This is a genomic window from Enterovirga rhinocerotis, from assembly GCF_004363955.1.
In the GTDB taxonomy this organism is placed as follows: Bacteria; Pseudomonadota; Alphaproteobacteria; order Rhizobiales; family Beijerinckiaceae; genus Enterovirga; species Enterovirga rhinocerotis.
This window is the reverse complement of sequence record NZ_SNZR01000017.1, coordinates 79,478-99,515: the sequence shown is the minus strand read 5'-3', so window position 1 is coordinate 99,515 and position 20,038 is coordinate 79,478. Positions and strand designations below refer to the sequence as shown.

Annotated in this window: 18 protein-coding genes; 5 read left to right on the top strand and 13 right to left on the bottom strand. The window is 69.7% G+C overall.

All coding sequences use genetic code 11. From position 1 onward, the window contains the following. Window positions 1–64: 64 nt before the first annotated feature. Entirely contained in the window at window positions 65–1,756 is a 1,692-nt protein-coding gene (locus EV668_RS22435) for a lysine--tRNA ligase (protein ID WP_133774390.1), read from the bottom strand. 207 nt (window positions 1,757–1,963) lie between these two features. On the opposite strand from EV668_RS22435, the gene EV668_RS22430 reads away from it, so the two are divergent. Next, a complete protein-coding gene (locus EV668_RS22430) occupies window positions 1,964–3,793 on the top strand; it encodes a glycosyltransferase family 2 protein (protein ID WP_133774388.1) in 1,830 nt (609 codons plus the stop codon). Window positions 3,794–3,799: 6 nt separating this feature from the next. Here EV668_RS22430 and EV668_RS22425 read toward each other — a convergent pair whose 3' ends face one another. The 6 genes from EV668_RS22425 to EV668_RS22405 all read right to left on the bottom strand — a co-directional run bounded on the left by EV668_RS22425 (window position 3,800) and on the right by EV668_RS22405 (window position 9,301). After that, entirely contained in the window at window positions 3,800–4,393 is a 594-nt protein-coding gene (locus tag EV668_RS22425; RefSeq protein WP_133774386.1) for an SCO family protein, read from the bottom strand. Between the two features lie 16 nt (window positions 4,394–4,409). Then, a complete protein-coding gene (locus EV668_RS24960) occupies window positions 4,410–4,583 on the bottom strand; it encodes a hypothetical protein (RefSeq protein WP_166652600.1) in 174 nt (57 codons plus the stop codon). A 108-nt stretch (window positions 4,584–4,691) separates the two neighbouring features. Next, window positions 4,692–6,119: a class II fumarate hydratase gene (locus EV668_RS22420; protein WP_133774384.1), complete on the bottom strand. Its 1,428-nt coding sequence runs from the start codon at window positions 6,117–6,119 to the stop codon at window positions 4,692–4,694. Window positions 6,120–6,328: 209 nt separating this feature from the next. After that, window positions 6,329–7,504 (bottom strand): enolase C-terminal domain-like protein, encoded by a 1,176-nt coding sequence (locus EV668_RS22415; protein ID WP_133774382.1) that lies wholly within the window; start codon window positions 7,502–7,504, stop codon window positions 6,329–6,331. Between the two features lie 5 nt (window positions 7,505–7,509). Then, window positions 7,510–8,487 (bottom strand): tripartite tricarboxylate transporter substrate-binding protein, encoded by a 978-nt coding sequence (locus EV668_RS22410; RefSeq protein ID WP_133774380.1) that lies wholly within the window; start codon window positions 8,485–8,487, stop codon window positions 7,510–7,512. Window positions 8,488–8,560: 73 nt separating this feature from the next. Continuing rightward, window positions 8,561–9,301 (bottom strand): GntR family transcriptional regulator, encoded by a 741-nt coding sequence (locus EV668_RS22405; RefSeq protein ID WP_133774378.1) that lies wholly within the window; start codon window positions 9,299–9,301, stop codon window positions 8,561–8,563. 103 nt (window positions 9,302–9,404) lie between these two features. Here EV668_RS22405 and pcaB point away from each other — a divergent pair, with 103 nt between their 5' ends. Continuing rightward, complete coding sequence (gene pcaB, locus EV668_RS22400) at window positions 9,405–10,781, top strand: 3-carboxy-cis,cis-muconate cycloisomerase (RefSeq protein WP_133774376.1); 1,377 nt, start codon at window positions 9,405–9,407, stop codon at window positions 10,779–10,781. A gap of 147 nt (window positions 10,782–10,928) precedes the next feature. Continuing rightward, the gene (locus EV668_RS22395; protein WP_133774374.1) at window positions 10,929–11,768 is read left to right on the top strand and encodes a hypothetical protein; all 840 of its coding nucleotides are present in this window, start codon (window positions 10,929–10,931) and stop codon (window positions 11,766–11,768) included. A 26-nt stretch (window positions 11,769–11,794) separates the two neighbouring features. Here EV668_RS22395 and EV668_RS22390 read toward each other — a convergent pair whose 3' ends face one another. The 6 genes from EV668_RS22390 to EV668_RS22365 all read right to left on the bottom strand — a co-directional run bounded on the left by EV668_RS22390 (window position 11,795) and on the right by EV668_RS22365 (window position 16,516). Continuing rightward, on the bottom strand, window positions 11,795–12,082 hold the full coding sequence (locus EV668_RS22390; RefSeq protein WP_133774637.1) for a septal ring lytic transglycosylase RlpA family protein: 288 nt from the start codon (window positions 12,080–12,082) through the stop codon (window positions 11,795–11,797). An 886-nt stretch (window positions 12,083–12,968) separates the two neighbouring features. Further along, window positions 12,969–13,586: a thiamine phosphate synthase gene (locus EV668_RS22385; protein ID WP_133774372.1), complete on the bottom strand. Its 618-nt coding sequence runs from the start codon at window positions 13,584–13,586 to the stop codon at window positions 12,969–12,971. Between the two features lie 12 nt (window positions 13,587–13,598). Further along, window positions 13,599–13,835: a hypothetical protein gene (locus EV668_RS22380; RefSeq protein WP_133774635.1), complete on the bottom strand. Its 237-nt coding sequence runs from the start codon at window positions 13,833–13,835 to the stop codon at window positions 13,599–13,601. Between the two features lie 29 nt (window positions 13,836–13,864). Then, entirely contained in the window at window positions 13,865–15,214 is a 1,350-nt protein-coding gene (accC, locus tag EV668_RS22375) for an acetyl-CoA carboxylase biotin carboxylase subunit (RefSeq protein WP_133774370.1), read from the bottom strand. Window positions 15,215–15,227: 13 nt separating this feature from the next. Then, window positions 15,228–15,725 (bottom strand): acetyl-CoA carboxylase biotin carboxyl carrier protein, encoded by a 498-nt coding sequence (accB, locus tag EV668_RS22370; RefSeq protein WP_133774633.1) that lies wholly within the window; start codon window positions 15,723–15,725, stop codon window positions 15,228–15,230. Between the two features lie 11 nt (window positions 15,726–15,736). Further along, complete coding sequence (locus EV668_RS22365) at window positions 15,737–16,516, bottom strand: DsbA family protein (RefSeq protein ID WP_133774368.1); 780 nt, start codon at window positions 16,514–16,516, stop codon at window positions 15,737–15,739. 235 nt (window positions 16,517–16,751) lie between these two features. Between EV668_RS22365 and EV668_RS22360 the strand changes: the two genes are divergently transcribed. Continuing rightward, window positions 16,752–18,776 (top strand): M13 family metallopeptidase, encoded by a 2,025-nt coding sequence (locus tag EV668_RS22360; protein WP_133774366.1) that lies wholly within the window; start codon window positions 16,752–16,754, stop codon window positions 18,774–18,776. A gap of 19 nt (window positions 18,777–18,795) precedes the next feature. Next, window positions 18,796–19,989: a pyridoxal phosphate-dependent aminotransferase gene (locus EV668_RS22355; protein ID WP_133774364.1), complete on the top strand. Its 1,194-nt coding sequence runs from the start codon at window positions 18,796–18,798 to the stop codon at window positions 19,987–19,989. Window positions 19,990–20,038: the final 49 nt, after the last annotated feature.

Sequence of the window (20,038 nt, the reverse complement as noted above, 5' to 3'; positions counted from 1 at the left end):
CAGACGTCCGCGCAGCGGCTCCCGGGTCGCTTCGTCGCTGCGCTCCCCGCGCTGACGGAGAGCCTCAGGCCGCTTGGGCGAGGAAAGCCTCGTGTTCGCGGATCAGCTCGCCCGCAAGCGCCTTCTCGATCAGCGCGCGTGTCTCGGCGACGCCGTAGAGGGCGATGAACGAGCCGAAGCGCGGCCCCCGGGCCTCCCCGAGCAGGACGTTGTAGATCGAGCCGAACCAGGCCTGCGAGACGCCCGGCCGCCCGTCGGGGCTCTTCGATTTGCCGGACGTGTCGGGGAAGTGCGTCCGCCCGACCTCGTAGACGATCGCCTGGAGGGCGTCGGCATCGGTCGAGCCGGCCTCGCCCGCGAGCGAGGCGGAAAGTTCGGCGAGCGCCGCCCGCTCGGCATCCGTCGGTGCGCGGAAGGCCTTCTTCGCCCGCACGCGGTCCCGGTAATAGGCGACGGCATGGCCGACGAGCCGGTCGAGCACCGGATGCGTCTCGGGGCTGGCGTCCGGGGCGTAGCGGCGGATGAAGGCCCACAGCACCGCCGGGTCCTCGGAATTCGCCACCGCGACGAGGTTCATCAGCATCGAGAAGGAGATCGTCGCGGCCCGCTCGCCGCTCGTCGCGACCGTCTCGGGAGCGGGCGGCGATCCGGCATGGATGTGCCAGGCCGGGTTGCCGAGCCGCTGCTTCCAGTCCTGGCCGTCATAGCGGCCGAGGAAGGCGAGATACTCGTCGACGTGGCGCGGGATGACCTCGAAATAGAGCCGCTTCGCCTCGCGCGGCTTCGCGTACATGAAGAGGGCGAGGCTCTCGGGCGTGCCGTAGCGCAGCCATTCCTCGATGGTCAGGCCGTTGCCCTTGGACTTCGAGATCTTCTGCCCCTGCTCGTCGAGGAAGAGCTCGTAGTTGAACCCGTCCGGCGGCTCCGCGCCGAGGGCTCGAGCGATCTTCGAGGAGAGCTTGACCGAGTCGATCAGGTCCTTGCCGGCCATCTCGTAATCGACGCCGAGCGCGACCCAGCGCATGGCCCAGTCGGGCTTCCATTGCAGCTTGGCATGGCCGCCCGTCACCGGCGTCTCGAAGCGCTTGCCGCTCGCGGGGTCGCGCCAGACGAGCGTTCCCTCCTCGCGGCGCACCTCGTCGATCGGCACCTGCATGACATGGCCCGTCTCGGGATGGATCGGCAGGAACGGGGAATAGGTGGCCGAGCGTTCCTCGCGGAGCGAGGGCAGCATGATCGCCATGACCTCGTCGTAGCGCTCGAGCACGAGGCGGAGCGTCGCGTCGAAACGGCCGGACCGGTAGCATTCGGTCGCCGACATGAACTCGTAGTCGAAGCCGAAGGAATCGAGGAAGGCGCGCAGCCGCGCGTTGTTGTGGGCGCCGAAGCTGTCATGCGTGCCGAAGGGGTCGGGCACGCCGGTCAGGGGCTTGTTGAGGCTCGCCGCCAGAAGCTCCTTGTTCGGCACGTTGTCCGGAACCTTCCGCAGCCCGTCCATGTCGTCCGAGAAGGCGACGAGCCGGGTCGGCACCGTGTCCTGCGTCAGGAGGCGGAAGGCGTGGCGCACCATCGAGGTGCGCGCGACCTCGCCGAAGGTGCCGATATGCGGCAGGCCCGAGGGACCGTAGCCGGTCTCGAACAGCACCTCTTTCTTCCCGGTCCGCTCCAGGCGCGCGACGAGCTTGCGCGCTTCCTCGAAGGGCCAGGCGGCGGCCGAGCCGGCGGCATCGATGAGAGCGGGATCGAGGGGAGACATCGGGATCGGGATCCGGGTTCGCGGCGGAGGCGCCAGCAGGGCTGAATAGGGGCCGAGCGGAGGGGGATCAACCGGCCCTCGCCATTCGTCGAACTTCACGCGGGTCCTGCTTCCTGCCAAGCTTCCCCATCATCGGAGGGGCGGTGCGCCGGGCGTCGTGAGTTCGCCACGTTCTTCCTGCCCGCTTGCGCCCGGCCGGAGCGCATCGTGAGCGGCCTGCCGGCCCTGCCGATCGCGCGCGACGTCGCCTTTCTGGCGCGGCACGGCGTTCCGGTCGACGTGCTGCGCGAAGCCACCTTGCTCGGCGCGCGGTGCGAAGTGACGGCGGCGCGGGCCGCGCTGGCGACGGGGCTCGTCTCGGATGAGGCGTTCTATCGGGCGCTGGCGGTGGAACTCGGGCTCCCCTTCCTCGAACCGGGCTTCGCCGCGCATTCCCAGGCCCATTATCCGGGGGCGATCCGCCACGGCATCGCACCCTTGGCGGAGGGCGGCTATGCCCTCGCGCCGGAGGATGCGGCGCTCGAGGGGCTTCTCGACCGGCGTGGGCGGCTCGTATCCGGGTTGTTCGTGACGACCCCGGCAGCCCTGCGGGACGCCGTCTTCCGGGCGCGGGCTCCCGTCATCGCCCGCGAGGCCGCCGAGGCGCTGCCGCGGCTCAATCCCGGCCACAGCTTCCACGACGGTCTGACCTCCGGGCAGACGATGGCGCTGCTGGCCCTCTTCGCCATGGTCGCGGCGGCGGGCTGGCTCGCCGGCCGCCCGGCCTGGCTGGCCCTGATGATCATGATGGGATCGCCCTTCCTGCTCCTCGCCGGGATCAAGCTCGCCGCGATCCTCGAGCCGTCTCCCGTGCGGCTGCCGCTCGGATTGCCGCGTGCCGAGGCCCGTGACCTGCCCGTCTACACGGTGCTCGTGCCGCTCCATCGTGAGCGCCGCGTCCTGCCGAAGCTGCGCGCGGCCCTGCTCGCGCTCGACTATCCGCCCCCGAAGCTCGACGTGAAGCTCCTGATCGAGGAGGGCGATGCCGAGACGCGGGAGGCGATCGCGGAACTCGCCTGGCCCGGCTTCGTCGAGACGATCATCGTGCCGGCCGGGCATCCCCGGACCAAGCCGCGCGCGCTCAATGTCGGCCTCGCGCTCGCGCGGGGCGATTATCTCGTCGTGTACGATGCCGAAGACGAGCCCGATCCCGCGCAATTGCGCGAGGCGGCGCTGACCTTCGACCGCGTCGGGACCGACGTCGCCTGTCTCCAGGCGCGGCTCGTCATCGACAACACCGACGATGGCCTCCTCCAGCGCTTCTTCACGCTCGAATACGGCGCCCTGTTCGACGTGCTGAACCCGGCCCTTGCCCGGTTCGATCTGCCGATGCCGCTCGGCGGCACGTCCAACCATCTGCGCGTCGCACCTCTACGCGCCCTCGGCGGCTGGGATCCCTGGAACGTCACCGAGGATGCCGATCTCGGCGTACGCCTCGCGCTCGCGGGGTTCCGCGTTCTGGACCTGCCGTCGGCGACGCACGAGGAGGCGCCGCCCACCCTTCGGATCTGGCTCGCCCAGCGGGCCCGCTGGATGAAGGGCTTCGTGCAGGTCGCGATCACCCATAGCCGCGATCCGCTCGGTCATCTGCGCCGGCTCGGGACCGTCCCGTTCGCCGGAACGGCGCTGCTGATCGCGGGGACGGTGGTCTCGTGCGCGGTCTATCCGCTCTTCACCGCGGTCGTGATCGGGCAGCTTCTCACCGGCACGTTCTTCGGCGGGGAGACCCCGGCGGAGGTCCTGAGCGAGGCGCTGTCGCTGACGCTCGCCGCGGCGGGACTTCTCGCGATGACGGTGCCGGCTTTCGTCGGCCTGCACCGCCGCGGCTGGTGGCGTCTGTGGCCCTTCGCCCTCGCCATGCCGCTCTACTACGTGCTCGTCAGCCTCGCGGCCTGGCGTGGCATCGTCGAGCTCCTGATCGATCCCGACCGCTGGAACAAGACGGACCACGGGCTGGCGCGGACCTCGCGCCGGCTCGCCCGTCCCGGCGGATCGTGAGCGCCGTCAGAGGTAGCGGACGATCTCCTTGGCGGATTCCTCGGCCGGCCGGTCGAGCCGCAGCGAGCCGATGAAGTCGCCCCGCTTGTCCATCAGGTAGACGAGCCCGGTATGCTCCATCGTGTAGTCGTCGTCCTTGATCGGGACCTTCTTGGCGAAGGCCCGGTAGGATTTCACGACCTTGTCGATCTCGGCCTGGTCGCCCGTCAGGCCGACGATGCGGTTGTCGAAGCTCGACACATAGCTCTTCATCACCTCCGGCGTGTCGCGCTGCGGATCGACCGTGATGAAGAGCGCGCGGACCTTCTCGCCCTGGCGCGGAAGCTTCTCCAGCACCTCCGACAGCTCCTGGAGCTTGGTCGGGCAGACGTCGGGGCAATGGGTGAAGCCGAAGAAGACGAGATGCGGGGCGCCGCGGAATTCCTTCTCGGTCACGGTCTTCCCGTCGCCGTTCACGAGCGTGAAGGGGCCGCCGATATTGGCGGCGGCCTGCCGCCGCGGTTCGGGCGCAAGGGTCATGTAGGCCGCGACGCCGAGGGCCACGAGGCCGAAGAGAAACGCTGCGATGGGAGCCGCGAGGCGGCGCGTGCGATCGGTCATGATGAGGAAACGAGGGTCAGAAGCAGAGGGACAGAGCGGTCAGAAGACCGGCGAAGACGGCATCGCCTTCCCGCCACCACAGGAGCGCCCCCGCGCCTATCAGGCAGAACGCCGCGGCGAGCGCGATGCGCAGCCCCGTCCGGCCGGAGGCGGCGTCGGTCGTCGCGGCTGAGGCGTCGATGCTCTCCATGGCGAGCTCCCTTCCTCCTTTAGATAGCGCCTCGCGGCCGCCGTCTCCAGAGCGGCTCCAGCGCGCCGGCCGCCGGGGTGCCGCTCGGGACGAAGTGCCGCGGCAGCGTCAGCCCCTCAGCGGCGGCGGCTGCCAGTCGGCTCCTTCCTCGTTCGAGACCATCTCGGCCGGGCGCACGAGGCCGTCATAGTCCTCGCCCGTGAGATAGCCGAGGGCGATCGCGGCCTCGCGCGGGGTCGTGCCCTCCGCCATCGCCTTGCGGGTCACGGCGGCGGCCCTGTCGTAGCCGATGGCCGGATTGAGCGCGGTCGCGAGGAGGAGGGAGCCCTCGACATTCGCCGCGAGCCGATCCCGGTCGACCTCGAGCCCCTCGATCATGCGGTCGGCGAACAGGCGCGCGGCGTCCGAGAGCAGCCGGATGGCCCGCAGCAGGTTGTGGATGAGGACGGGCTTGGCGACGTTGAGCTCGAAGGTGCCGGCCGCGCCGGCGGCCGTGACGGTCGCGTGGTTGCCCATCGCCTGGAAGGCGGTCTGGACCACGACCTCGGCGATGGTCGGGTTGCGCTTGCCGGGCATGATCGACGAGGTCAGCCCGTCGTCGGGGATGATCAGTTCGCCGAGCCCCGCGCGCGGGCCGGAGCCGAGGAGGCGGATGTCGTTCGCAATGCGCACGAGCGAGACCGCGAGCGTGTTGAGATGGCCCGAGACCTCGACGAGCGCGTCATGGGCACCCATGCCTTCGAACTTGCTCGGGTTGGGCGTCAGGGCGAGGCCGGCGATCGCGGCCGCCTCCTCGCAGAAGGCCGCCGCGAAGCCCTTCGGCGCGTTGAGGCCCGTCCCGACGGCGGTGCCGCCCTGGGGGAGGGCGCAGAGCCGGGGCATGGCGCCGTCGAGCCGGGCGAGGCCGGCCTCGATCTGGCGCGCATAGGCGTCGAAGCTCTGTCCGACGCTCATCGGCACGGCGTCCATGAGATGCGTCCGGCCGATCTTCACCACCCCCGCGAAGGCTTCGGCCTTGGCGTGGAGCGCATCGCCGAGGCGCAGCAGCGCCGGCCGCATCCGGTCGCGCAGCTCGAGCGCGGTGACGAGATGCATGACGGTCGGGAAGCTGTCGTTCGAGGATTGCGAGCGATTGACGTGGTCGTTCGGATGGACCGGCGCGCGCGTGCCGAGGGGCTGGCCGAGCCGCTCGTTGGCCCGGTTCGCGATGACCTCGTTCGCGTTCATGTTGGTCTGGGTGCCGGAGCCGGTCTGCCAGACGGTGAGCGGGAAATGGTCGTCGAAGAGGCCGGTCCGGACCTCTTCGGCCGCATCCTCGATCGCGTCGGCCAGGGCAGGGTCGAGCACGCCGAGCCGCCGGTTCGCCCGCGCCGCGGCGCGCTTCTGAAGACCGAAGGCCTGGATCAGGACCGTGGGAAAGCGCTCGTCGCCCACGGTGAAGATCGCCGCCGCCCGCGCGGTCTGCGCCCCCCAATAGCGGTCGGCCGGGATGTCGACCGGGCCGAAGGCGTCGTGCTCCTGGCGAAAGGATGTCATCGGGAAGGGCCCTCGGGAATCGAACGTCAATCCAATGGCGGCGTCATGCTGAGGTGGCGAGCGCAGGTCGCCTTCGAAGCACGGATGACGGTTGTTCGTCCTTCGAGGCTGGGCTTTGCCCAGCACCTCAGGATGAGGAGCGTGAATATCTCGGGCAAGTTTCAGGAACTGCCTTCAGGGGGCGGTGAAGTTCCGTCCGACCCGACCGATCAGAAAGCCTCCGGCGCGAGCCTCGCCAGCTCCGGTCGCAGGTTGTCCTTCTCCTCCAGCCCGAAGCCCGGCGCGTCGGTCGCCCGAACCATCCCGTCGCCCAGCATGCAGGCGGGCGGGTAGCCGCCGAAGGGCTGGAACACGCCCGGATAGCATTCGCAGCCGCCGAGCCCGAGCCCGATCACCGCGTGAAGATTGATGAGGTGGCCTCCATGCGGGACAGCCTGTCGGCGCTCGAAGCCGTGCGCCTCCATCGCGGCGAGCATGCGGCCGTATTCGGTGAGGCCGTAGGCGAGGCCCGGATCCATCTGGAAGAGGTCGCGGCCGGAGCGCATTCCGCCGAAGAGAAGCAGGTTCTTGACGTCGATGGCCGAGAACAGGTTCTCGCCGGTCGCGATCGCGCCGGGATAGGCCTCGGCGATGCGCCGGTTGAGGTCGTAATCGAGCGGATCGCCGATCTCCTCGTACCAGCGCAGCCCGTAGGGCGCGATGGCGTCCCCGCAGGCGAGCGCGGTCTCGAGGTCGAACCGGCCGTTGGCGTCGACGGCGAGGTTGGCGCCTGCGCCCGCGACGGACAGGGCCGCCTCGATCCGGGCGAGGTCGTCGGCGAGAGGGGCGCCGCCGATCTTCATCTTGAAGGCGGTAAAGCCCTGGTCGCGATAGGCCGCGAACTCGTCGCGCAGCCGGCCGGGGCCGTCCTCGGGGTAGTAATATCCGCCGGCCGCGTAGGCGCTCGTCCGGCGATCGGGCGAGGGCCGGCCGAAGGTGCGCGCGATGGTCTCGCAGGCCGGCTCGTCGGCGAGCTTGGCGTTGAGGTCCCAGACCGCAAGTTCGATCGCCCCCATGGCCGCCGCCCGGTCGCCGTGGCCGCCCGGCTTCTCGTTGCGCATGCCCGCCGCGAGCACTTTCGCCGCGTCGAAGGCACCGCCGCTCTCATCGAGAAGGTCGACGTCTTTCGCGGCGCGTAGGCGTGGAAGGATGCGGTCGCGCAGGATGCCCCCCTGCGCGAAGCGGCCGATGGAATCGAAGGCGAAGCCGGTGACGGGGCGTCCGTTCCGGATGACGTCCGTGACGAGCGCGACGAGCGAGACGTCATGCTCGGCGAAGGAGACGACGGCGTTGGCGACGTCTCCCTGAAGCCGGATGGAGGCCTCGCGGATGGCGACGATGCGCACGGCGTCTACTGCCCCGCGGTGACGCCGGCTTCCCGGATGATCGGCCCCCACTTGTCCGTCTCGGCCTGGAGATGCGCCTGCAGCGCCTCGGGCGTCGCACGCTCGGGCGAGGCCGCTTCGGCGCCGAGCTGCGCCATGCGCTCGCGGATCGTCTTGTCCGCCAGGGCCGCGTGCACAGCCTTGGTCAGCTTGTCGAGCACGGGCTGCGGCAGGCCCTTCGGCGCCCAGATGCCGTACCAGATGGTGAGCTTGAAGCCCGGGAGGCCATTCTCGGCGGCGACCGGCAGCTTGGGCAGGGTCGGGACGGGCTTGTCGCTCGTGACGGCATAGCCCTTGATCGAGCCGGCCTCGACATTGCCGATGACGTTGACGGTCTGGTCGCACATCATGTCGACCTGACCGGCCATGAGGTCGTTCATCGCCGGCCCGGTGCCGCGATAGGCGACGCTCGTCACCTTCGTGCCTGTCGCCTTCTGGAAGAGCAGGCCGCAGAGATGCGAGGCCGAGCCGATGCCGGCATGCGCATAGGTCACCTTGTCTTTGTTGGCCTTCACGTAATCGATCAGGTCGGCGAAGGTTTTCGGTGCGAAATCCTTCTTGGCGACGAAGACCGACGGCAGGTCGACCACGATGCCGATCGGCTGGAAGTCCTTGAGCTGGTCGTATTTGAGCTTGGGGTAGAGCGCCGGATTGGTCGCGGCGCTGACGTGGATCATCAGCAGGGTGTAGCCGTCGGGGGGCGACTGAGCGACCTTCTGCGAGCCGATCGTGCCGCCGGCGCCGGCCGTGTTCTCGACGATGACCTGCTGGCCGAGTGCGGTCGACATGCCCTGCGCGACGAGCCTCGTCAGCGTGTCGCCGGGGCCGCCTGCCGAATAGGGCATCACCAGCGTGATGGGGCGCGTCGGGAAATCCTGCGCCGCGGCCGTTCCGGCGAGTGCGACGCCGATCGCGGCCGCCATGATGACCAGTTTGCGGACCATTGATGTCCTCCCTCGTGAATGGCGGATTTCCGCGCAATATGTACCAACATATTGAGCGTCGGCCCGCGGGGAGTCAACGTCGCTCGGGATCCGTTTCGCGCAGCAGCCGCATGAACAGCGTGAACTGCCCCGCCGGATGCAGCGTCGTCGTGATGAGGAAGGCGACGCCGGCCGGATCGAGATAGCGGCGCAGGATGCGGAGCGCGGGCGCGCCGGCATCGCAATGCAGGCTCGTCGCGATCTCCGCCGGGACGATGGAGGCGTCGATCTCCTGGCGGATCTCCGCGATGCGGCGGCCATGCCGGGTCTCGACGAGGGTGCTGATCAGGGCCGAGGGGGACGATGCGATCTCGTCTTCGAGTTCGGCATGGCGCGGATCGAGATAGGATTGCGTCAGGCCGATCGGCGCATCCCGGTCGGGGGCGTGGCGCAGGCTCGTGATCCGCAGCCAGCGGCTGCCTGCCGAGCATCCGATCTCGCGGGCGAGGGCGCGCCCCGCGACGATGGTGTCGGCCCCGATCACCGTCCGCGAATGCTCCGCCCCGAACGCGATCAGGTTCTCGACGGACACGATCGCATGCCGGAAGCCCACCGCCGGCGCCGCCGCCTCGACCCGGGTGCCGGCGCGCCGCTTGCGCGAGATCATGCCGAGATCCTGCAGCTCCTGGAGCGCCGCGCGGACGGTGTTGCGGGAGGCTCCGTATTGCGCCGACAGTTCGAGTTCCGTCGGCAGATGGGAGCCGACCGGAAAACGCCCCGCTCCGATCCCGTCGATGAGATCGCGGGCGAGCCGGGCGTGCAGGGGTGAGGTCATGCTTGCGTCCGGATCATCGCTGCCGCATTAAAGGTTGGTACATATTTGCGCTTCCGCCGCGTCTGGCAACAGAGGCGGCGGGCGTCTGCCAGGGAGGACCGCGATGCGGCCCGGTTTCAGTGCCACCACCGTCCTCGATTCCGTCCTGTTCCGGGATGCGTTCGGGACCCCGGCCATGCGCGAGGTCTTCAACGACCGCGCCCTCGTTCAGCGCTATATCGAGGTCGAGGTCGCGTTGGCCAAGGCCGAGGCGCGCTGCGGGGTGATCCCGGCGGACGCGGCCGAGGAGATCGCGCGGCGCGCGAGCCTCGACGCGCTCGATTTCGACCTCCTGCGGCAGGAGACCGACATCGTCGGCTACCCCATCCTGCCGCTCGTCCACCAACTCGTGAAGCAATGCGGCGAGGCGGGACGCTACGTCCATTGGGGGGCGACGACGCAGGACATCATGGACACGGCCGTCGTGCTCCAGATGCGGGCCGCGCTCGACCTCGTCGAGCGGGACATCGACGCGCTGCGCACGATCCTCGCGGATCTCGCGACGACGCATCGCGACACACCGATGGCGGGCCGCACGCATCTCCAGCACGCCCTGCCCGTCACCTTCGGCTACAAGGTCGCGATCTGGCTCGCGATGTTCGACCGGCATGCCGAGCGGCTGGCGCAGCTCCGGCCGCGTGTCCTCGTCGGCTCCTTCGCCGGTGCCGCGGGCACGCTCGCCTCTCTCGGCGAGAAGGGCCTCGAGGTGCAGGAAGCCTTGTGCGGGGAACTCGGCCTCGGCGTCCCGGTCTCGACCTGGCATGTCGCGCGCGACGGTTTTGCGGAGGCGATCAACCTCCTCGGCCTCGTGACAGGCTCGCTCGGCAAGATCGCGCTCGACGTGATGATCATGGCCTCGACCGAATATGCGGAGGTCTACGAGCCCTTCGTGCAAGGCCGCGGCGCCTCCTCGACCATGCCGCAGAAGCGCAATCCGATCTCGTCCGAACTGATGCTCGCGGCCTCGAAGGCCGTGCGCCAGCACGCGGCCCTCATGCTCGATGCGATGGTGCAGGATTTCGAGCGGGCGACGGGCCCCTGGCATGCCGAGTGGATCGCCATCCCCGAGAGCTTCGTGCTGACGGCGGGGGCGCTGCACCAGGCGAAATTCGCGCTCGGGGGCCTGATCGTCGATGCCGACCGCATGCGCCGCAATCTCGGCATGTCGAACGGCCTCATCGTCGCCGAGGCGGTGATGATGCGTCTCGCGCCCGCCATGGGCCGCCAGAGCGCGCATGACGTCGTCTACGCGGCCTGCCGCATCGTCAACGAGGAGGGCGGCACGCTCGCCGAGGCGCTGGCGCGCGACCCGGCCGTGACGGCGCATTTCGATCGCGAGGCGCTGGAGGGGATCACCGCGCCGGAGAGCTATCTCGGGAAGTCGGGCGAGATGGTCGACCGGGTCGTCGCCTCAAGCCGGAGGCACGGGTCGGCGGCCTGACCCGTCACGACCGGCCCGGGGCGGGCGACGTGGCGTGCCGCCCGGGCGAGAGCCGCACGCGCCGCGTCGGATCGCCTTCCCTCCGACGCGAGACTGGACTTCGCCACCTGTCACGGGGAGAAGCGGGGCAACGATAAGGGAGGAGACATGAGCGTCGATCCGATTGCGGCCGTCGGGGAAGACCAGGCGACGGGCGAGACGGCGGAGCTTTTCGCCGACCTGCGGGCGACGCTCGGCGTTCCCTTCGTCAACCTGATCTGGCGCCATCTCGCGACCATTCCCGGCGCGCTGCCCGCCGTCTGGACCCGGATGCGGCCGCTCTATCTGTCCGACGAACTCGGCGGACGGGCGGAGGACCTCCGGCAAGCCGCGCGGGTGCCGGGGATCGAGACGCTGTCCGAGGCGATGTGGGATTGCGCCGGCGTCGACGCAGCCGCCCGCGCCCGGATCGGGGCGCTGATCGACGACTACAACCGCGCCAATTCGACCAACTTCCTCGCGCTCGCGACGGCCGGCATCCTCCTGCGCGGAGAGAATGGCAGGGCGTCCGCCCCCCGCCTGCCGACCCCGGCTGCGGTTCGTATCGCGGCTGTCGGGGTTCCGCCCCTGCCGGCCTTGGACGGCATGCCGCCGTCCCTTGGGCGGCTCGTCCGGGATTTTGATCAACTCGGCCGTCTTGGCGCGAACGAGGCGATCGCGAGCCTCTATCGCCATCTCGCCCATTGGCCCGCCTTCATGGCGGTCGCCTATGCCGCCCTGCTGCCGCACGACCGGGCGGGGCTGCTCCAGACGGCGCAGCGGGCGTTGGTGGCGGAGGGGCGCGGGATCGCGGCTGGCGAACTCCTGCCCATGCTCGCCCCGGGGCCGATCGAGCTCGACGCGGCGTCCCGGGCGCGTGCCCTGGCCTCGATCGACGATTTCACCGGTCTGATGATCGGGCGCATGACGGTCATGGGCATGGCCATGCGGACCCTGCTGGGGCGTTGACGGCCGGCCGTTCGGCCGGCTCCGCCTCAGTTCGCGGCGACGAGCGTCACCCGGGCGACGCCGCGACCGCCCATGCCGAGCGCCTCCGACGCCGCCTTGGACAGATCGATCACACGGCCATGCGCGAACGGGCCGCGGTCATTGATGCGCACGACGACCGAACGGCCCGTCGTCTCGTCGACCACCTTCACGCGCGTGCCGAAGGGCAGGGTGCGGTGCGCGGCCGTCATGTCGTTCTGGTTGAAGCGCTCGCCGCTCGCGGTCTTGCGGCCGTGGAAGCGCGGACCGTACCAGGAGGCGACCCCTGCATGCATGACGCGTTCGGGCCTCGCAGCCGCCTCCGGCGCACGGAAGGCCGAGCCGAGGGACCACGGCGAGGAGCGCTGTTCGGAGAAGCCGGGTGCCGGCTGGGCGGGCGCGACCTCCGTGATGGGCTTCGCGACCGGCTCGATGCTCGCCAGGGTGAAGCCCGGCCGCGGCGGGGGGCGCACGGCGAGGCGAGGATCGCGGCTCGAAACGTCTTCGGCGACGATTTCCGCGAAGTCCGGGCGCGGCGGCGGCTGAATGGCGGGAGACTCGCCGGCCGTCGGGGCCTCGGCGGAAGCCGGCGCGACAGCGGCATTCTGTTCGAGCGCCGCGAGGGGGCCGACGCTGTCGGGTCCGAGGGAGGGGCGGAAGAGGCGACCAGCCCGCTCGGCCGCGGGCTCAAAGAAGGAGATCGTGCCGACCGGCGGGAAGGCTCCCGCGCCCGGTTCGACGGCCTCGAAGCCCATCAGTTGCGGAGGCAGGTCGGGGGCTTCGATTTCGAGTGCGGCGACGACGGGCGGCGAGACGGCGGCGGTCTGCACGGCGGGAACGGGTTCGCGCCAGAGGGACGTCGTCGCCAGCGCGGCGCTGCCGCACACGACCGCGCTTCCAGCGCACCAGATGAGCAGGGCTTTCTTGGCCATGGTTCATTGTCCAGGGCCGTACAGCGCGGTTCAAGAGGGCTGCGGAGCAAAAGCAGCCGGCTTGTGGATGGATCACGACGTCCTATAGCGACAGTCGAATCAAGGTTTAAGCTACGGTTTAAGAGAGCATTAAGCGTAACGCGGCGCTACCCTCTGGCCGATGCGGGGTCCCGGCCAAAGCATTTCAGCGAATTGTCGATATGTTGCCGAAATGCATCGCTGGCCGGATTTCGTCCGTCCGCCGGCCGCGTCAACCCTTTCGATACCGCTTGCCGAGCGCGAGCCAGTCGCGCACGCGGGCCTCGGGATCGGCATTCTGCGTCACGTCGCTGACGACGGCGATCGTGTCGGCGCCGGCCTCGAACACCCCGGCGCCCTTCTCGAGCGTGATGCCGCCGATCGCGACGAGCGGCACCGAGCCGATCCGCTTCTTCCATTCCCCGATCCGGTCGAGCCCCTGTGGATCGAAGCGCATGGCCTTCAGGGTCGTGAAATAGATCGGGCCGAGGGCGATGTAGTCGGGGTCGACGGCGAGGGCGGTGTCGAGCTCCGCCTCGTCATGGGTCGAGATTCCGAGGGTCATGCCGGCCCGCCGGATGGCGCCGATATCGGCTTCCGCGAGGTCTTCCTGGCCGAGATGAAGGTGCTCCGCCTTCGCCTCGATGGCGGCCTCCCAGTAATCGTTGACGACGAGCCGGGTCGAGGTGCCGGCGCTCGCGGCCAGGGCCTCGCGCACGAGGGCGAGCGCGGCGGCGGGAGCGAGGTCCTTCGCCCGGATCTGCACCGTGCCGACCCCGAGCGCCGCGAGACGGCGGACCCAGTCCACGCTGTCGACGACGGGATAGAACGGATCGGGATAGGGGCGCATGGCGAGGCCTCGTTAGCGGCGGCGAGCCGGCAGGTTGCAGCGCTCGATCGGGCCGCGGACGAGCGTGCCGTCGCCGCGGCGGTAGGATCCGCGCGGATAGACGCGGCAGCCCGGCGGGCCGCGGAGCCTCTTCACGCGCCGGACCTGGACGCTGCGATAGCGGCGGTGCGAGAAGTCGTAGCCGCCGATAGAGACATTCGGCCCGAAGCGGACCTGCGCCTCGGTCGGCGCCGGGACGAGGAGCAGCATCGCCGCCGCGGCGGCGATGGCAAGGCGCTTCACGCGGCTCCGTCCGCGGCGAGGAAGTTCTCCAGCCAGTGGATGTCGTACTGACCGTTCTGGATGTCGCGGTTCCGCACGAGGGTGCGGTACAGCGGCAGGGTCGTCTCGACCCCGTCCACGACGAACTCGTCGAGCGCCCGCCGCAGCCGCATCAGGCACTCGTTCCGGTTGCGGCCATGGACGATCAGCTTGCCGACGAGCGAATCGTAGTTCGGCGGGATGCGGTAGCCCTGGAAGGCGGCCGAATCGACGCGGACGCCGAGGCCTCCGGGCGGATGGAAATAGGTGATGACGCCGGGGGACGGACGGAAGGTCGTCGGATGCTCGGCGTTGATGCGGCACTCGATGGCATGGCCCGAGAGCTTGACCTCGTCCTGCGTGACCGAGAGGCGGCTGCCGCCGGCGATCCGGATCTGCTCGTTGACGATGTCAATGCCGGTGATCATCTCCGTGACGGGATGCTCGACCTGCACGCGAGTGTTCATCTCGATGAAGTAGAAGCGCCCGTCCTCGTAGAGGAACTCGACGGTGCCGGCGCCCGAATAGCGGAGCTCCTGCATCGCCTTGGCGACCGTCTCGCCGATCGTCGCCCGCTCGGTCTCGTTGAGGGCGGGCGAGGGGCCTTCCTCCCAGACCTTCTGGTGTCGGCGCTGCAGCGAGCAATCCCGCTCGCCCAGATGGATCGCGCCGCCATGGCCGTCGCCGAGGACCTGGATCTCGATATGGCGCGGCTTCTCGAGATACTTCTCGAGATAGACGGCATCGTCGCCGAAAGCGGCGAGGGCCTCGGCCTTGGCGGTCGCGAGCGCGTCGGGCAGGGCCTCGGCGGTCCGGGCGACCTTCATGCCGCGTCCGCCGCCGCCCGCCGCCGCCTTGATCAGGACGGGGTAGCCGATCTCTGCGGCGACGCGCGCCGCCTCGGCATCGTCCGAGATGCCGCCGTCGGAGCCGGGGACGCAGGGGATGCCAAGACGACGGGCGGTCTTCTTCGCCTCGATCTTGTCGCCCATGATGCGGATATGCTCGGCCTTGGGGCCGATGAAGGTGATGTTGTGGTCCCGCAGCATCTCGGCGAAGCGGGCATTCTCCGAGAGGAAGCCGTAGCCGGGATGGACCGCATCGGCGCCGGTGATCTCGCAGGCGGCGATCAGGGCCGGGATGTTGAGATAGCTCTCGCGGGCCGGCGGGGGGCCGATGCAGACGCTCTCGTCGGCGAGGCGGACATGCATCGCGTCGGAATCGGCCGTGGAATGGACGGCGACCGTCGCGATGCCGAGTTCCTTGCAGGCCCGCAGGATGCGGAGCGCGATCTCGCCGCGATTGGCAATGAGGATCTTGTCGAACACGCGCAGGATCCGACTATTCGATCGCCACGAGAGGTTCGCCGTATTCGACCGGCTGGCCGTCCTCGACATAGATCGCCGTCACGATGCCAGCGCGGGTCGCGACGATGTCGTTGAAGGTCTTCATGGCCTCGATGAGGAGCAGCTTGTCGCCGACCTTCACGGGCGAACCCACCTCGATGAAGGGGCGCGAGCCGGGGGAGGGACGGCGATAGGCGGTGCCGACCATCGGGGAGGTCAGCGCGTCCGGATGCCGTGCGGATGCGCTGGCCGCCGCATCGACGGCGGCCGGGACCAGGGCGGCCGGCGCCGCGATCGGGGCGGGGGCAGGGGCCGCGGCGACGACCGAAATCGTGCGCGCCACACGGATGCGCAGATCGCCCTTCTCGACTTCGATCTCGGTGAGGTCGGTCTCGGCCAGAAGACCGGCCAACTCGCGCACGAGGTCGGGATCGAAGGGGCGAGAGGCGGAGGTGTCGGCCTCCTGGTCGGCTCCGGCCGAAGGGCGGCTCATCGTGATCGTACTCAACAGCTCGCGTTCCCGCATTTGCGCGCCGTCTCGATGGCCTGGCGCAGAGGTTCGATGCCGACAGCGCCCGAGATGACCTCTTCGCCGACGACATAGGCCGGCGTTCCGGTCAGGCCGAGGCGCTCGGCAAGCATGGTGTTGGTGGCGACGGCCTGCTGGACCTCGGCTCCGTTGACGTCGCGCTGGATGCGGGCGACGTCGAGCCCCATCTCCTTGGCGAGCTTGAGGGCCTGTTCGCCGCCGATCCGGCCCCGCGTCTCGAGAAGCCGGGCATGGTATTCGAAGGCGCGGTCGCCGCTGAGCTGGGCCTTGGCGGCCATGGCGACGCGCGAGGCCTCGACCGAATCGGGGCCGAGCACCGGCAGGTCGCGGAGCACGACGCGCAGCTTGCCGTCGGCCTTCATCAGGCCGCGCAGATCGCCGAGGGCGCGTTTGCAGAAGCCGCAATTGTAATCGAAGAATTCGACCAGGGTGACGTCGCCCGAGGCATTGCCCACGACGACGCCGTGCTTGGCGGAGACGACGGCTTCGCGGACCTCGGTGAGGGCGGCCTGCTGCGCCTTGCGCTGCGCCTCGTTCTGCCGCTTCTCGAGTTCGACGATCGCCTCCTGAAGCACCTCGGGATTGGTGACGAGATACTCCCGCACGATGCCCTCGATCGCCCGGCGCTGCTCGGCCGAGAAGAGCGACGGCGTCTGGGCCAGCGAGGGCGCCGAGAGGCCGATAGCTGCCGCGATCAGCAGGATGGCAGGCCGAAGCCGGCGTTTCAGGAGCATGCGAGGGCTTTCGAAAGTCCGCCCGGGCGCGCGCGGCGCGATCCCGACGGTGTGAGCGAGGTATCGCCGAGGCGCGGCGAGGTCAATCGCGCGCCCGACAGCAGGGTTGCATTCTTGTGGTCCCTCGACCGGGCGAAACGATGGCGGAATCCAGCCGAGCCCGCGCGATGCAGATTCTGTCGGTCGCCGAAGGGCGACGTCTTGACGTTTCGTCCGGCCTGCTGAGGAAAAGCTGATGCGCTCCCTCGTCCTTCTGTCGCTTGCCGTCGCGGCCACCTGTTTCGGGGCGTCTGCCCTCGAGCCCGAGCCGCCCTACGGGACCTGGGGCGTCGATCTCGCCGGCATGGACCGGGCCGTCGCGCCGGGGGGCGACTTCTTCCGCTTCGTCAACGGCCGCTGGCTCGACCGGACGACGATCCCGTCCGACAAGCCCTCGGCCGGCGTCGACCGCGCGATGATGGACCGCGTCGAGGGGCGGACCCGCCTCCTTCTCGAGGCCAATCCGGGTGACATCGCCCCTGCTTTGCGACCCGATGCGCGCAAGCTTGTCGACTTCTACGCGGCCTTCATGGATTCCGGTCGCGCGGAGCGTCTCGACCTCGCGCCCGTCGCCGACCACCTTCACGCGATCCGGTCAGCCGCCACCCGCGACGACCTCATCCGGCTGCAGGGCGATGGCCATCGCCGGCACGGCATGACGCTGCTCGCGCTCGATATCTATCCCGATTCGCGCGATCCGGATCGCCATGCCGTGCATCTCGGGCAGCGCGGGCTCGGATTGCCTGATCGCGACTACTATCTTGAGACGGCGTTCGCGAGCACCAAGGCCGCCTATGCGGCCTATATCGCCGAACTCCTCGGCTTCGCCGGGTGGGAGAACGCGGCCGGCATGGCGCCGGCCATCCTCGCCTTCGAGACGGAGCTCGCCCAGGCGAGCTGGAACGCGACCGACAGGCTCGATCCCGAGAAGACCTTCAACCCGACCGATCCCGAGACCGTCGCACGGGAGACGGGCTTGCCGATCCAGGACATGCTTGCGCGGAGCGGCTTTGCGAAGCTCGATCGCATCGTGCTGCTCGAACGTGCGGCCGTCCTCGAGCTGGCCTCCATCTGGGGGCGGACGGATGCGGCCGTGCTGCGGGCCTGGCAGGCCTTCCATGTGCTCGACCGGGCGGCCCCCTTCCTGTCCGACCGCTTCGTCCAGGCGAATTTCCGCTTCCGCAGGGGCATCGTCGACGGCGTGTCGGAACTCGCTCCGCGCTGGCGGCGCGGCGTTCTCGCGACCGAGGCGGCGATGGGGCACGCGATCGGTCGCCTCTACGTCGAACGTCACGTCCCGCCCGGCCTGAAGGGCGAGATCGAAACGATGGTCGGCCATCTCCGGACGGCCCTCGCGCGGCGTCTGGAGCGCACCGACTGGATGGAGACGCCGACGCGCACGAAGGCCGTGGACAAGCTGCGGCGTCTCGAGGCGCAGCTCGCCTGGCCCACGCGCTGGCGCGATTACGGCGCGCTGCGGATCGCGCGCGACGATCTCGTCGGCAATGTCGAGCGGGCCATGGCGCACGACTGGGACCGTCAGGTCGCCCGTTTCGACCGGCCGGTCGATCGCGAGGACTGGGATACGACGCCTCAGACCGTGAACGCCTTCTACGAGTGGAGCGCCAATGCGGTGACGCTGCCCGCGGGCCAGATCCAGCCGCCCTTCTACGATCGGCGGGCCGATCCCGCGGTGAATTACGGTGCGCTCGGCATGCTGATCGCGCACGAACTGATCCACGGATACGACAATACCGGCCGCAAATTCGACGGACACGGCCGGCTGTCGGATTGGTGGACATCCCGCGATGCGGCCGAATTCGAGCGCCGCTCGGCCGAACTCGGACGTCAGTTCGGAGCCGTCGAGGTTCTGCCCGGCCTGTTCGTCAACGGCGATCTGACGATGGGCGAGAACATCGCGGATCTCGGGGGCCTTCTCGTCGCTCTCGACGCGTACCGCCTGTCGCTCGGCGGACGCGAGGCGCCGGTGATCGATGGCCTGACCGGCACGCAACGGTTCTTCCTCGGCTTCGCGCAATCATGGCGCGGCAAGGCGACGGACGAGTGGCTGCGGAGCCAGGTCGTGTCCGATCCGCACCCGCCCCATGCCGCCCGCGTCAACGGGGTCGTCCGCAACGTCGACGACTGGTACGAGGCCTTCGGCGTCACCCCCGGCCATGCGCTGTACATCGCGCCCGAGAAGCGGGTGCGCCTGTGGTGAGGCGGATGGCGGATGAAGGATGGCGGATGTGAGTGATCGGGCAGGCGATGACGGCTCGCGGCCGGCCCTGGCGCGACGTATCGCGCAGGTGCAGCCCTTCCTCGCGATGGATGTGCTTGCGGCCGCCGGCGCGAAGGAACGGGCCGGCGAAAGCATCGTGCATATGGAGGTCGGCCAGCCCTCGGCCCCGGCGCCGCGGCCGGTGATCGAGGCGGCGCGGGCCGCCCTCGATCACGGCCGGATCGGCTACACGGATGCCCTCGGCATCGCGCCCCTGCGGGAGCGCATCGCCGGTCATTACCGCGACGCCTACGGCCTTTCGATCGCGCCCGATCGCGTCGTCGTGACGACCGGCTCGTCGGCCGGGTTCGTGCTGGCCTTCCTCGCGCTGTTCGACAGGGGTGCGTCGGTCGCGATCTCGGCGCCGGGCTATCCGGCCTATCGCAACATCCTCGCCGCGCTCGACCTCGCGGCGCTCGACGTCCCGCTGCGGGCGCAGGACGGCTGGCGTCTCACCGCCGATGCTATCGCAGAAGCGGCCGGTGCGGGGCCCCTCGCCGGGATCCTCGCCATGAGCCCGGCCAACCCGTCGGGGACCATGATCGACGGAGCCGGGCTCGCGAGCCTCGGCCGGCTCTGCCGGGAGCGCGGCCTCTGGTTCGTCTCCGACGAGATCTATCACGGCCTGACCTATGGCGAGCCGGCCGACACGGCGCTCCGCCACCACGACGACGCGATCGTTATCAACTCGTTCTCGAAATACTACTGCATGACGGGCTGGCGCATCGGCTGGGTCGTCGTGCCGGAGCGGCTGGTGCGGCCGATCGAGCGGCTCGCGCAGAACCTCTACATCTCGCCGCCCTATCTCTCGCAGGTGGCGGCCGTGGCGGCCTTCGACGCGACCGAGGAACTGGAGGCGGTGAAGGCGGATTATGCCCGCGCCCGGAGCCTTCTTCTGAGCGAGCTTCCCGGTCTCGGCATCACCGAGATCCATCCCGCCGACGGCGCCTTCTATCTCTATGCCGACGTCGCCCGGTTCACGAACGATTCCATCGCCTTCTGCCGGCGGATGCTGGACGAGGCGGGCGTCGCCGCGACGCCGGGCCTCGATTTCGACCCGCTGGAAGGAAGCCACCACCTCCGCCTCTCCTTCGCGGGAGGCGAGGAGGTGTGCCGCGAGGCGGTTCGGCGGCTGCGCGGCTTCCTGCGCTGACTTGAGCGCCGATCCCGGCGCGAGCCGGGATCAGGGGGAGCGTCTGCGG